The organism is Lysinibacillus sp. KCTC 33748, from assembly GCF_002237755.1.
Lineage (GTDB): Bacteria > Bacillota > Bacilli > Bacillales_A > Planococcaceae > Lysinibacillus.
The window spans coordinates 209,125-222,040 of sequence record NZ_MWSJ01000002.1; the positions used below are offsets into that span (position 1 = coordinate 209,125).

A 12,916-nucleotide genomic window follows, 5' to 3' on the forward strand; every position below is an offset into this window, starting at 1 on the left:
TTCACCCATTTTGGTGATGAGCCTTAATTGAATAAGAAGAGGTGCGAAATTTGTTATTATTACAGCAAACTTCCAAATTAATAGATGAATGTGAAAAATGTGTTTCACGCTTCTGGCAAATGCGTGAGGAGGATCGTACGCCCGACTTTTTTGAGGAGGTTAAACCACACGCAGATATCATTCACCAACTTTTAAAAGAATGGCAACAAGAGGCGAATGTGTGGATTCAAAAAAATCGACCAAAATATATGCATATACAACAAATTGCTTCAGCGGCAGAATCGATGGAGCAATTTGTTGTGCAATCCTTTTATAAAGAAACAAGTAAAAAGCGTTTTTTAGATGCGATTCATTCAACCTCATATACGCTGGAAATTTTAGAACGGGTAGTGAAGGAGACACAACCAGATGTTATCGAAAAAAAGGACCATTAGTGAACTGTTAAGCGAATGGAGATATGATGAGGAATTGAAGGAACGCATAGTACACTGGCAAACACTTGAAGGGCGAGAGGCTAAATATGCACCTTTCCCTGCCAACTTACATCCTTCACTTGTAAAGGCTCTTCAATCAAGAGGAATTGAACAACTGTATACTCATCAACGTCAGGCATTTGATTACGCAATGGAAGGTGTTTCTTTTACTGCTGTAACACCAACTGCATCTGGAAAATCATACTGCTACCATTTACCGGTACTTCAAAAAATAGTAGAAGATAAAAATGCACGCGCTATTTATTTATTTCCTACGAAAGCTTTAGCGCAGGATCAAAAAAATGATTTAAATGAATTAATCGAACAGAGCGGCGAAGAAATTTTAAGTTATACGTATGATGGGGATACTGCGCCAGGCATTCGTCAAAAAGTACGTAAGGCAGGGCATATTGTGATGACAAACCCGGATATGCTTCATTCGGGGATATTGCCACATCATACGAAATGGGTTTCACTATTTGAAAATTTACAGTATATCGTCATTGATGAGTTGCATACATATAAAGGTGTGTTTGGCTCACATGTTGCGCATGTTATTCGAAGGCTGAAGCGTGTTTGTGAGTTTTATGGTAGTAAGCCGATTTTCATTTGTACATCAGCAACCATTAAAAATCCAAAAGAGCTGGCGGAAGCTTTAACAAATGAAAGTCATGCCTTAATTAGTGATTCTGGAGCGCCTGTTGGGAAAAAGACATTTCTTTTTTATAACCCACCGATCGTCCATAAAACATTTGGCGTACGTCGAAGTGCTGTTTTGGAGGTGAGTGACCTCGCTAAAAGATTATATACAGCAGGTATTCAAACCATTATTTTTGCCAAAAGTCGTGTGCGAGTAGAAATGATTGTGACGTATTTAAAGGAGCTTACACGCAATAAGCTTTTAGATGAATCGGTACGAGGTTATCGTGGAGGTTATTTACCCTCTGAGCGACGTGTTATTGAACGAGGGCTTCGCGACGGTACTATTCAAACCGTAGTGAGTACAAATGCGCTAGAATTAGGCGTCGATATTGGCCAATTACAAGCATGTATCATGACAGGGTATCCGGGAAATATCGCAAGTGCGTGGCAGCAAGCGGGTCGTGCTGGCCGTCGTCAGGACGAGGCGCTAATTATTTATGTAGCACAATCAGCCGCACTTGACCAATATGTAGTGAACCATCCACTCTTTTTACTTGGTAGTGCACCTGAGGAAGCGCGTATTTATCCTGAAAATATGTTAATTTTAATGGATCATTTGAAATGTGCAGTGTTTGAGCTACCATTTTCCACGCATGATACGTATGGTGAATATGAGATTCAGGAGTTACTTGACTATTTAGCGGAGGAAGGCGTTATTTTTAAAACGAGTGAGAAGTGGCATTGGATGAGTGACCGTTTTCCAGCACATGATATTAGTCTTCGTTCTGCTTCGCAAGAAAATGTTGTAATCATTGATATGACTGTCCCTGCGCAAACAAAGGTTATTGGTGAAATGGATCGTCATAGTGCGATGACGTTGCTACATGAAGAGGCTATTTATTTGCATCAGGGCATTCAATTTCAAGTAGAAAAGCTTGATTGGGAAGAGAAGAAAGCCTATGTACGAGAAGTAGATGTCGATTATTATACTGACGCTAATCTAGCAGTTGAGATGAAGGTGCTAGAAGAAGATCGGAGCCGAGATTATAAAGGTGGCATTATTGGCTTCGGTGATGTCGGCTTAGTCGCACAGGCAACGATATTTAAAAAAATAAAGTTCAATGGAAATCATGATAATATAGGTTCGGGGCCGATTTATTTACCACCGGACGAAATGCATACAAGCTCGTCTTGGCTATCATTCAAAAATACATCAGAATGGTCGGAAGCGGAGCTTACAGACGCTATGGTAGGGGCAGCTTATGCAATGAATGCATTCATTCCGATATTCATTCAATGTGACAGCAGCGATGTCGCAGTAGTTCCACAAGTAAAGGCTGCTCATAATGAATTGCCGACGTTCTTTGTTTACGACAAGTATCCTGGGGGTATTGGTCTAAGTGAAAAGGTGTATGATTTATGGGAAGAGCTTTTAATTAAGACATTGGAGCACGTAGCAAATTGTGCTTGTAAATCCGGCTGCCCATCATGTATAGGGGCTCAGGATAGCTTGGAACAAGCGAAGAAAAGAGTAGTAGAGTTACTTCGAATTTTAAATTAGAGATAAAAAGAGGGCATGAGAGGAAAAGTCTAGCACTATTCCTTCAAGCCCTCTTCTTTAATTAATTTATAAATCATTTTACAGTTAATTCCTGTAATTTCTTCTAGTTGACGTCCAGAAGCGTTAGGGTGTTTTTTCAAAGTTGCGCGGAGTAACTTAAGCCTTTTTGTTCTCAACTCGTCACTACCTTTTGCTAGTGCTACATTTTTAAATTTCCCAAATCGACTCTGATCTGATTCAAGAATTGAAACATTTGAATGCATAATTTCGGAAAGTCGATGTAAGTTTTTGTTGAGAATGATGTAGTAATCTATCGATGTCATTGTATATAAATGAACACGCATAAACCAATGACAAAGCCCAGGTACTCAATTAATGGGGGAGCATATCACTCAATCTGTTAGTGATTTTATTTTAGGTTGTATAACTATATGTTCTGTTTTATCAATCTTTTTGGTTTTTATATTTATAAATTCAACTTTAACATTGAAAATACTGCCGTATTCTGATTCAAAGTTCCCCACTCCACTAGTTAAAAAGTAATCGGGATTATTAGTACTTCTTGAAAGAGCTTTAATCTCAGGTATTTCACTATACCCATCTTTTTCTGCTTGCTTGTAGGCATCGTCATAAATAGAACCAAGGCTTACCGAACCTTTTATACCTTCAAATACATGATACATTGTGATTTTATCGGAACCATATACTTCTTTATTCAATCCAATTTCTGAATGAAGGTCCATTTTACCTTTAATTTTTTTTACATCTAATGTTGCCGTTACACGAGCAATTGTTTGTGGTGGAACAATAATTGCTTGAGTTGGGGCTACATACTCTACAGTCTCAGTAGATTCATGCGTCTGAGTACTATTAAAATTATATTCTGCTTTTAAGGTGATTTTTCCTTCTGCTAGAAAGGGTATGCCAGTTGAAAGAGATGTTTCAGTCCCTAGCATAAATCCATGTTCTGTAGAAGAAGTTGTAGTGTTGGTATATGTTTTACGAAATTCTGTTGAATTTAAAGTTTGTTCACGGTCAGTCGCATTTTCTAAATCACTTTGTCCAGCCCAAAGTGGGGTAGTACTTATTACTTGGGGTTCCATTGCTAATTGACCATAAGAATTTTTAACTTCTAAATCTTCCGCAGTTACAACTGGAGCAACACGAAGTAATCCATTCGCTCTTAAATATTTATCGTAATATTGGAAAAGCCACTGAGTGCCTAGTCCTACATTAGGGAAACTATTCTCCCTCTGGTTAATCTGTGTAATCAATTGTTGCTCGTTATTATCCTCTGTTTTGGCGGATACCGCTAAGGGTGTTAAAATACTTATCCCCATAGTCGCACATAATAATGTTTTCGTAATTTTTTTCTTCATATCTTTCCTCCTAGCTTCCTCATATTTTTATTTTCCATTACATTACAATCATACATAACAATATTTTAAAATGCGAATTTTCCAAAAAGTTAGTAAAATTACCAAATATAACATAGTTTATTATTATATATAAGTTTATTTAGGGTATAAATGTTACTAAAATATACGAAAATACTCATAATTCTAATGAGGAGACTCATTTGATTTATATAAAATGTCACAAAAAATATAAAAGATAATATCCCAATATTTAACAAGGTTTAAGTGTAAGATAAATATTTTAATGGTTTAGATTGTATCCGCAAAATTTTGAATAATAAATCCATCTTCTCTTTAGAAAGCTAAAACTTTAATAAATTCCATATCAACATTAATTAAATGAGGCCTGTTTTTGATTTTTATCCCTTAACTGCATTGGGATATTTTACAAAAAATAATGCGATGTTTGTATAGTAAAGCTAGGAGACTGATTAAGTGGAAAAGAAATTGCAGGTTTTTGTTTCTTCAACATATCTGGATTTAAAAGATGAAAGGCAAAAAGCAGTTGAAGGGATTTTAATGAGGATAATAGAACTTCTTCGGATCTTAAATCAAATTAATCAAAATTAAATTAAAAAGAGGGCTTAAGGAATAACCAAGTTATTTCCTCAAGCCCACTTTATTTATCAGTTTAAAGATTATCTTACGGTTACGAGATCGCATTGTTGAATAAGACTTACTAGAAAGATATAAAAAATCACCATTAAATAATATGCTGCCCCGTGTGATTCAACCTAATTATTTTGTTGTAATATATACAGCTCCATCAAACGTAATACCTGCACCTAGTGCTTCGCTTACAAAACGTAAAGGCACCATAGTAGTTCCTTTATAAATTTCAGCTGCATGATTTAAATTAATTGTAGTTGTAACGCCGTTTGAATTAACGTATGCTTTTTTATTTCCAATGCCAATGACGATTTTTTTATTATCTTTGTGTGCAGTCACTTTTTTTGTTGCATTGTCATAAGTAACAGTTGCACCAAGTGATACAAAAATAGCTTTCATAGGAACTAAAGTTGTTCCGTTTTTAATATAAGCACTTGGGTTGTAATATTGCTTAACGTTATTGATATATACATCTACAGTTGTAAGCACTGGTTCTGGTGTGCTTTGATGTGTTGGTTTTTTCTGATTTATATTGGTAGAAGGCACTGGCTCGTTGGCTTTATTATGATAATGATAACCTGAGCAAAGACCTTTTTCTTTAGACTTATCAGAACAGTTATGACCACCATTACTATCAAGACGACCCGGGTGTGCATCAGCCGTTAAGGATGTCGCCATAAACAAAGACAACATTGTAATAAATAAAACTAATTTTTTCATAAATATCCTCCCATTAACAAAGTATGTAATTATTATACTAATAGTTGGGTTATATTAACATGGTTTTATAGCAAATATCTTCAAAATACAGATTCTTAATTGATTTGGACCTGGTCATTTTTGTATTTATTCAAGTTGCTTTTTTCTCTTAGATAAATGACCGTAATTCAAAATATTGGTTGTAATTGGAAAGAGATGGATGGCTTAGGTTACCAATATTTACTTGGATATTAATATCCGACTCTATGATAGCATCAATAATTGTGGAAAATATATGTACATAAGAGAGGAAATTGGATACGCAGAAGAAAACGTTAAAAGGCTTTGTTTTAGGATTTACATAGCGATTATATTAGGGGGGCTACACTAACTGTAAGCGCAGCGAGTGGAACATTTAAGGATATCAAAGCTGCGTGGTACGAAGATGCAGTTATTTGGGCACAAGAAAAGGGAATAGTTAGTGGTTATCCAGATGGTACGTTTAAACCAAATGGCAACGTCACGCGTGCTGAATTAACAGGTGTTGTACAAAACCTAGCCGAAGAGGGTTATATTGATACAGATGTTCCTTTAGATGGTATTGAGAAGTATGCAGCTATCGAAATTGGAAAAACAACATCAGACGATTCGATTAAGATGTTTGGAAAGTACAGTCCAGGCTCTAATTATGGTGAATATTATATAATTACAAAAGACTTGAGCATAACTGTAACGTTTAACAATGACGACACAGTAAGGTCTAAAGATGCTAGTGGTAATGAATCCTCCAATAAGAAATACCCTCAAGTAACAGAACAGAACTTAAAAAAGTTAGAGTCTGGTATGAGTTATGAACAAGTTAGTTTTTTACTAGGAGGAAAAGGTTTGTTTCAATATGAAACTACGAGTGAAAAATATTATGGTTGGATGGGCACCGAAGCTAAAACTTCTACAGGTGCCAGTTTAGTTTTCGATAAGATCGGAGATGGATTATCTTTAGCGCTTGATCGTAGTGTGATTATCTACAAGTAATAAGCAATGATTTAATCAAACTGTCGTTTTCATATTTGATCTATTAATCATCAACGCCCAGGTACTCAATTAATTTTGAGCCTGGGCTTTTTTATAGTATAGAGGTTTTTATCCATAAATTTGTGAGGTTTAGTGCCTTTACGGTTAAGTGAACTGTTAATTAGTCGATAGAATATTTTTGGAGAACATCATCTTTAAACTTCTTATCCTCTGAAGATTTTTTTTCTCCCATATCTAAAGCATCTTTATTATCTAAGTTAAATTTACCTAAATTATTATTAATTATTCCGTACTGTCCCTTTGAGTTTTGCTGTAAAAATATAATGTAAGAATTTTTTTCTTTGAGCTCCTCATATTGATTAGTGACTAGCTTTCTCTTCCCTGTACCTCGACCTACAATTCCAACAGGTTCAATAATTTTGATCATATTATTTTTGGAAAGATGAAAGTTGTTAGGTGCTTTAATAACTTTTTCAACTTGGACTTCTGTTAAAGTATAGTAGTCTTGGATTGTATCGTCATCAAAAAATGTTACCTTGTGTTCACGGTCCATAAACTCTTTAGATGGAGATGCGATCATAATGAGATCTGCCGCAGCATCCAGTTCTTCAGGAGTATTAAATGTAATTTCATTTGCGTCTACCTGAACTTCTGGAATCGGTTTTATATTCATTATTAATAACAAAGATAAAAAGATTACGAGTATAACAACGGTTAGTGCGATAGCACGTTTCGAAGAAGTGTTCAGCATACTAAAACCTCCTTAATTTCCCCATTTCTTAATTTATTTTTCATTTTCCTATGCATGTGTGCCGATAATTTGAATATCTTGTTTTTATGTTCCTTGATCCGGTTGCGCGAATTAAGTGTCCAATTTCGCTATATTCAATTATTTATTGTATTATAATACATCCTAACTATACCGTATAACTACATCATCCATAAGGCTTCATATATATATAGCCACTTAAATTTACCTGCGGAGAAAGAAAAGTGGTAAGAACACTCGTCTAACCTTACTACTTTTACCTTCTCTTTGTGCAGAAGCTAAAAGATGAGTTATGATTACAGTAAATGAGAAAAAATACTATAAGTTTTAGCAATATAAAATGTAGAAAATGAGTGAAGGTAATGTCTTACGAAAATAAAATTTTACAAATGAAAAAAATGCTCGGTAAAAAAACGACAACAACTATAAAAAAAGAGGCTAAACCCGCTTTTCAAAAACCTGTACCTCCAAGCTATACAGAGCAGTGGGAAAAGGCGGGACTGACAGTTGTTGAAAATGAATTCGGTATTGTTTTTAAACGGCAAGTGCGTTATCCATTTAGTTATCAGCATGGTCATTATAAATTGCAGTCATTTTTTGATGCATTAGTAAAATGGCAAGAGGCAAAGTTCGAACATCCATATGCGTTAGAAATGAATGAAAAAGTATTGTTTTTTGATACGGAAACGACTGGCTTAAAGGGTGTAGGTACACAAATTTTTCTTCTAGGTTTTTTAGAAGTGTCAGAGGAAGATGAAAGTTTTATTTTAACTCAATATCTTTTAGCGGATCCTGCTCATGAAGCAGCGTTACTTTTTGAATCAAAGCTTTGGCAAAAAACTGCGACGGTTATTACTTACAATGGAAAAAGCTTTGACTGGCCACAACTTGAAACACGTTGGACACTCCACCAAAAAGAGTTACCTAAGCTACGTACACAACGTCAAATCGATTTATTGCATAGTTCAAAGCGTTTATGGAAAAATGATATGGAGCGAATGAAATTAAAATCTGTGGAAGAAGAGAAGCTTGGCTTTTCCCGCATTGGAGATATACCTGGATATCTTGCACCTATTATATATTTAGATGCCATTAAAAGCGGTGTTCCTGATGCACTGATGAAAGTCCTTCTTCATAATGAATGGGATTTACTTTCACTGATTACGCTTTATGTCCATTCTACAAATTTGCTATTTGAAGAGACAGGTGAAGAATCGGCCAAAACGTTTACAAATATCGGTAAGTGGTATGCCGATTTAAAAGAGAGTTCGCAGAGTGTAAAGGTTTTAGAGAAAGTTACGACCCAATTTGATGCACTTGAAGCGGGAAATGCACAATATTATTTGGCCATACAGCATAAAAGAAATAAAAAGTTTAGTGAAGCGATCGATGCATTTGTTGCTTCTCTACATTTTGTTGATCAACGAAAAAAGTTGCACGTATTAGAACAGCTAGCTATGATATATGAGCATCAAATGAAAGATTATGACCAAGCCCTTTATTATACGCAAGAGGGTATAAATTTAATTAAGAAGAATGAGCAATGGAGAGTAGAACAAAAGCAAAAATGGGGAATTTCTTGGGAGAAGAGGTTGCTCAGGTTAGGAAATAAGAAATAATTTCCCGGGTAAGCGCAAGAAACGACAAGTTTTGCCTTACATTTGATGTTTTCAGACGATATAATGTGATGAAGTATGCTATAATGAAACGACGTAGTGTGAGGAAGGGCGATGTAAATGGATATTAAATTAACGTCAAAAATGATCCTTGAAAAGGAATTTAAGAAAAACTTTAAAGGCTACAATGTAGAAGAAGTCGATTCATTTCTTGATGAGATAATACAAGACTATGAAACGTTCGAAAAAGCGGTGGCCCAACTTCGTGAAGAAAATAAACAGTTAAAAGAAGAAATTGATAATACACCTAAGAGACAACCTGTCGCATCGACATCTGGTACGACTAACTTTGATATTTTAAAACGTCTTTCTAATTTAGAGAAACATGTCTTTGGTAGTAAATTGTACGAATAAATTTTTGTCAATAATGTTGTATTTATCATAAAACTCTAGTATAATCTTTTTATCATCATGAAATTCTGGTAATCGCTGCGGCGCTAGACGTCGTAGAGGAAAGTCCATGCTCGCACGGTTCTGAGATGACCGTAGTGTTCGTGCTTACTGAAAAAATAAGGTAAGGCAGCTGTAAAAGCTGACGGCGGAAGGAAAACCTAAGTCTTTATGATATGGTTGAAACTTCCTGAAAGTGCCACAGTGACGTAGCTTGTTTGGAAACATGCAAGGTGGAACGAGGTAAACCCCACGAGTGAGAAACCCAAATTATGGTAGGGGCACTCTCTAAAAGGAATTGAACGGATAGAGGGACAGAGTTCGCTCTGTAGATAGATGATTACTACCCGGTCGTACGAGGCGATAGCTGTTTGAGTACTCGGGAACAAAACATGGCTTATGGAATTTTTTTGATGCTTATTATGAAATGACAAGCGCTCTCCAATTTGGTGGAGAGCTTTTCTTTTGACTATAGTAAGAAAAAATTACTTGTGAAGCATGTCTAAACATGCGCGATATACGTTTGAGAATAAGGCTGTACACTGTTGGTCATGCCTCTGTCGCTACGATTCGAAACAAACATCTAGATCAAACTATTATCGCAACGATGTACATATTGTCTACATACGAGTAGACTGGCGCAAAAGCGCTTTTCTAAAAAATGAGGGTAGTAAAGAGAGATAGGATGGAGCGGAATCATGAGCGGAGTGAACGATAGTCTGGAGAAGCTAAATTCGATTTCCAAATATCCTACTGCCTTATTGACAAAAATCTTCGAAAGTGTATCTGAAGGTATCATGATCACGGATAAAAATAAAAGAATTGAATTGGTCAATCCTGCATTTGAATTTGTAACTGGCTATAAACGTGATGAAGTGATTGGAAAAACACCAGCCGTTCTACAGTCAGGTGTACATGAAATACAATTTTATTTAGATATGTGGCAAATGATACGACAAGAAGGCATTTGGCAGGGGGAAATATGGAATCGTCGTAAAACCGGAGACGTATATCCAGAATGGTTAACAATTGTCGGTGTAGCTAACGATGATGGAGAGATTACAAATTACTGTGGCATTTTCTCAGATTTGTCTGAAAGAAAAATCGTAGAAAATGAACTAGAAAAGCGATTGTTAACGGACTCATTAACGGAAGTATCAAATCGATTTGCTTATATTGAAAGAATGGATAATTTATTAGAATCAACTTCTACTATCTCTCATTCGGTACAGCATGCAGTCTATTTTTTAGACTTAGATCGATTTAAGCAAATTAATGATACGTTAGGAAATGCTGTTGGAGATACCATTTTAGTAGAAGTAGCAAAACGCTTAAAAACATTGTTGAAAAATAAAGATATCATCGCTAGATATGGCGGTGATGAGTTTATTATTACGTTGACAAATGTAAAAAGTGCTAAAGAAGCTGCAAATTTTGCTGAACAAATTATAGGTATTATTGAACAGCCTTTAGATATTAATGGCCAAGATATTTTTATTTCTACAAGTATTGGTATCAGTATGTATCCAATTGATGGTGAAACAACAGAGCAATTGATTCATTGTGCTGACAAGGCGATGACTTATTCAAAAAAGAATGGCCTTAACGACTATGCATTTTATTTTGATGAATTGAAGACGGACTCACAGCGTGTTTTATTATTAGATTCGGAACTACGGAGAGCCATTGAAAGCCGGGATTTTGAGCTGCACTTCCAACCTAAAATATCTATGGAAAATGAAGAGATACAAGGGGTAGAGGCACTTATTCGCTGGAAATGTGAAAGTCTAGGATTTGTCTCTCCAGCAGAATTTATTCCTTATGCGGAGGAAACAGGATTAATCATACCTTTGAGCGAAGTAATTATAGCAAAAGCTTGTGAAGCAGTTATAGAGATGCGTCAATATGGCTTTAAGACTCCAGTTGCTATCAATATTTCCAGCATTCACTTTAAGCAACAAAACTTTTTAGACTCTGTTCAAGCGATATTAGAGCGTTATAACACACCTGCTAACAATTTTGAAATCGAAGTTACAGAACGAACAGTGATGAACAGCGCAAATGAAACGGTTAGCAAGCTTGTGCGACTCAAGAACATGGGCTTTAAAATTTCTATTGACGATTTTGGGACGGGCTATTCGTCTCTTAGTTATTTAGTTCGTTTTCCCCTTGATTATTTAAAAATCGATCGGAGCTTTATTCAGCATATTGGCTCGCTCGATGAAAAACAGGCAGTAGTGGATGCGATTATTCAAATGTCGCATCGCTTAAAAATGAAAGTTGTTGCTGAAGGTGTAGAACAAGCACAACAAGTGGATATACTACGTAAAATGAACTGTGATATAATCCAAGGCTATTATTACAGTAAACCTTTACCACTTCACGAACTTATGGAGTTTCTGGAGTATTGGGAAATTGAACATCAAGGAAGGAATTAGTGTATGGCAAACTATAAATTAGTAGCAACTGCTGCAATGGGATTAGAGTCGATTGTGGCACAAGAGGTAAAGGCTCTAGGCTATGAAACAACAGTCGATAACGGTAAAGTGTATTTTGAAGGTGACGAGACGGCCATTGCAAGAACAAACTTATGGCTACGTGTAGCAGACCGAGTAAAAATCGTTGTAGGTCAGTTTCCGGCTAAATCTTTTGAACAATTGTTTGAAAGTGTAAAAGCGTTACCTTGGGAAAAATACTTACCCGTTGATGCAGCTTTCCCAGTATCGGGGAAGTCTGTAAAATCAAAATTATTTAGTGTACCCGATTGTCAAGCTATTACTAAAAAAGCAATAGTAGAGCGCATGAAACAGCATTATAAGCGTTTAGGATTTTTAGATGAATCTGGTGCAACTTATAAAATTGAAGTTTCAATCTTAAAAGATGTGGCTACACTTACTATTGATACATCGGGTGTGGGCTTGCATAAGCGTGGGTATCGTCAAGCACAGGGTGAAGCACCATTAAAAGAAACATTAGCAGCGGCACTCGTACAAATTTCAAAGTGGAATCCAAATCGACCGTTCGTTGATCCATTTTGTGGTTCGGGCACAATTGCTTTAGAAGCAGCAATGTTTGGACAAAATATTGCACCGGGCTATAATCGTGAATTTATTTCAGAGGAATGGCCATGGATGAAGGCAAAAATTTGGGATGCAGTGCGAGATGAAGCTGATAGCTTAGCGAACTATGATCAACCATTAGAAATTTTCGGGTCAGATATCGATCATCGCATGGTGAATATTGCACAAGAAAATGCACTAGAAGCGGGCTTTGGTGATATGATTACGTTCAAGCAAATGCAAGCACGTGATTTTACAACACAGCTAACAGATGGTGTTATGATTGGTAATCCACCATACGGGGAGCGTATTGGGGACATTGAGATCGTGGAGCAGGTAATTCGTGATTTAGGAAAAGTCATGAAAAACAACCCGACTTGGTCTGTGTACATGCTATCTTCAATGAAAAACTTTGAGGAGCTGTACGGTCGTCAATCGACAAAGAAACGTAAATTATTCAATGGCTTTATTGAAACGAATTATTACCAGTTCTGGGGACAAAAGTCTAAAAGAGATTAACGAATGATAACGGAAGATAAGATTTTTTCTTATCTTCCGTTTCGTCGCGTATAATAGGACCAGATAGTT

The 12,916-nt window shown here is 36.1% G+C and carries 12 protein-coding genes, 1 other RNA gene and 1 pseudogene; 10 read left to right on the plus strand and 4 right to left on the minus strand.

Going from position 1 to position 12,916, the window contains the following annotated elements:
- Nucleotides 1-50 precede the first annotated feature (50 nt).
- The gene (locus B1B04_RS03790; RefSeq protein ID WP_079560001.1) at nucleotides 51-434 is read left to right on the plus strand and encodes a YppE family protein; all 384 of its coding nucleotides are present in this window, start codon (nucleotides 51-53) and stop codon (nucleotides 432-434) included.
- Nucleotides 409-2,676, plus strand: coding sequence for a DEAD/DEAH box helicase (locus B1B04_RS03795; RefSeq protein ID WP_079560002.1), 2,268 nt, complete (start codon nucleotides 409-411; stop codon nucleotides 2,674-2,676). Before B1B04_RS03790 ends, B1B04_RS03795 begins: the two co-directional genes overlap by 26 nt.
- Before the next feature lie 35 nt (nucleotides 2,677-2,711).
- On the opposite strand, the gene B1B04_RS03800 is transcribed toward B1B04_RS03795, so the two are convergent.
- Complete coding sequence (locus B1B04_RS03800; protein WP_079560003.1) at nucleotides 2,712-3,020, minus strand: hypothetical protein; 309 nt, start codon at nucleotides 3,018-3,020, stop codon at nucleotides 2,712-2,714.
- Nucleotides 3,021-3,068: 48 nt separating this feature from the next.
- The gene (locus tag B1B04_RS03805) at nucleotides 3,069-4,055 is read right to left on the minus strand and encodes an ETX/MTX2 family pore-forming toxin (RefSeq protein ID WP_079560004.1); all 987 of its coding nucleotides are present in this window, start codon (nucleotides 4,053-4,055) and stop codon (nucleotides 3,069-3,071) included.
- A 474-nt stretch (nucleotides 4,056-4,529) separates the two neighbouring features.
- On the opposite strand from B1B04_RS03805, the gene B1B04_RS26025 reads away from it, so the two are divergent.
- Complete coding sequence (locus tag B1B04_RS26025) at nucleotides 4,530-4,664, plus strand: DUF4062 domain-containing protein (RefSeq protein ID WP_094075063.1); 135 nt, start codon at nucleotides 4,530-4,532, stop codon at nucleotides 4,662-4,664.
- A gap of 168 nt (nucleotides 4,665-4,832) precedes the next feature.
- On the opposite strand, the gene B1B04_RS03815 is transcribed toward B1B04_RS26025, so the two are convergent.
- Nucleotides 4,833-5,423 carry a copper amine oxidase N-terminal domain-containing protein gene (locus tag B1B04_RS03815; RefSeq protein WP_079560005.1) on the minus strand — a complete coding sequence of 197 codons (591 nt, stop codon included), beginning with the start codon at nucleotides 5,421-5,423 and terminating at the stop codon, nucleotides 4,833-4,835.
- Between the two features lie 402 nt (nucleotides 5,424-5,825).
- Between B1B04_RS03815 and B1B04_RS26635 the strand changes: the two are divergent.
- Together B1B04_RS26635 and B1B04_RS26030 are read left to right on the plus strand one after the other, a co-directional pair.
- A pseudogene (locus B1B04_RS26635) lies at nucleotides 5,826-5,927 on the plus strand (S-layer homology domain-containing protein); the annotation flags it as partial.
- Nucleotides 5,928-6,059: 132 nt separating this feature from the next.
- Entirely contained in the window at nucleotides 6,060-6,434 is a 375-nt protein-coding gene (locus B1B04_RS26030; RefSeq protein ID WP_240518186.1) for an outer membrane protein assembly factor BamE, read from the plus strand.
- 160 nt (nucleotides 6,435-6,594) lie between these two features.
- On the opposite strand, the gene B1B04_RS03825 is transcribed toward B1B04_RS26030, so the two are convergent.
- Nucleotides 6,595-7,185, minus strand: a complete 591-nt coding sequence (locus B1B04_RS03825; RefSeq protein ID WP_079560006.1) for a hypothetical protein — start codon at nucleotides 7,183-7,185, stop codon at nucleotides 6,595-6,597.
- A 380-nt stretch (nucleotides 7,186-7,565) separates the two neighbouring features.
- On the opposite strand from B1B04_RS03825, the gene B1B04_RS03830 reads away from it, so the two are divergent.
- The 5 genes from B1B04_RS03830 to B1B04_RS03850 all read left to right on the plus strand — a co-directional run bounded on the left by B1B04_RS03830 (nucleotide 7,566) and on the right by B1B04_RS03850 (nucleotide 12,847).
- Complete coding sequence (locus B1B04_RS03830; RefSeq protein WP_079560007.1) at nucleotides 7,566-8,822, plus strand: ribonuclease H-like domain-containing protein; 1,257 nt, start codon at nucleotides 7,566-7,568, stop codon at nucleotides 8,820-8,822.
- A gap of 117 nt (nucleotides 8,823-8,939) precedes the next feature.
- Complete coding sequence (gene gpsB / locus B1B04_RS03835) at nucleotides 8,940-9,233, plus strand: cell division regulator GpsB (protein WP_079560008.1); 294 nt, start codon at nucleotides 8,940-8,942, stop codon at nucleotides 9,231-9,233.
- 60 nt (nucleotides 9,234-9,293) lie between these two features.
- An RNA gene (gene rnpB / locus B1B04_RS03840) (RNase P RNA component class B) lies at nucleotides 9,294-9,674 on the plus strand.
- 293 nt (nucleotides 9,675-9,967) lie between these two features.
- A complete protein-coding gene (locus B1B04_RS03845; protein WP_079560009.1) occupies nucleotides 9,968-11,707 on the plus strand; it encodes a putative bifunctional diguanylate cyclase/phosphodiesterase in 1,740 nt (579 codons plus the stop codon).
- A gap of 3 nt (nucleotides 11,708-11,710) precedes the next feature.
- Nucleotides 11,711-12,847, plus strand: coding sequence for a THUMP domain-containing class I SAM-dependent RNA methyltransferase (locus B1B04_RS03850; protein ID WP_079560010.1), 1,137 nt, complete (start codon nucleotides 11,711-11,713; stop codon nucleotides 12,845-12,847).
- Nucleotides 12,848-12,916 lie beyond the last annotated feature (69 nt).

What these genes read in the sequence shown, in the direction of transcription:
- B1B04_RS03845 (WP_079560009.1), top strand. Translation starts at nt 9,968, where the DNA reads ATGAGCGGAGTGAACGATAGTCTGGAGAAGCTAAATTCGATTTCCAAA.
- B1B04_RS03795 (WP_079560002.1), top strand. Translation starts at nt 409, where the DNA reads ATGTTATCGAAAAAAAGGACCATTAGTGAACTGTTAAGCGAATGGAGA.
- B1B04_RS03825 (WP_079560006.1), bottom strand. Translation starts at nt 7,185, where the DNA reads ATGCTGAACACTTCTTCGAAACGTGCTATCGCACTAACCGTTGTTATA.
- B1B04_RS03830 (WP_079560007.1), top strand. Translation starts at nt 7,566, where the DNA reads ATGTCTTACGAAAATAAAATTTTACAAATGAAAAAAATGCTCGGTAAA.
- B1B04_RS03805 (WP_079560004.1), bottom strand. Translation starts at nt 4,055, where the DNA reads ATGAAGAAAAAAATTACGAAAACATTATTATGTGCGACTATGGGGATA.
- B1B04_RS03850 (WP_079560010.1), top strand. Translation starts at nt 11,711, where the DNA reads ATGGCAAACTATAAATTAGTAGCAACTGCTGCAATGGGATTAGAGTCG.
- B1B04_RS26030 (WP_240518186.1), top strand. Translation starts at nt 6,060, where the DNA reads ATGTTTGGAAAGTACAGTCCAGGCTCTAATTATGGTGAATATTATATA.
- B1B04_RS03815 (WP_079560005.1), bottom strand. Translation starts at nt 5,423, where the DNA reads ATGAAAAAATTAGTTTTATTTATTACAATGTTGTCTTTGTTTATGGCG.
- B1B04_RS03800 (WP_079560003.1), bottom strand. Translation starts at nt 3,020, where the DNA reads ATGCGTGTTCATTTATATACAATGACATCGATAGATTACTACATCATT.
- gpsB (WP_079560008.1), top strand. Translation starts at nt 8,940, where the DNA reads ATGGATATTAAATTAACGTCAAAAATGATCCTTGAAAAGGAATTTAAG.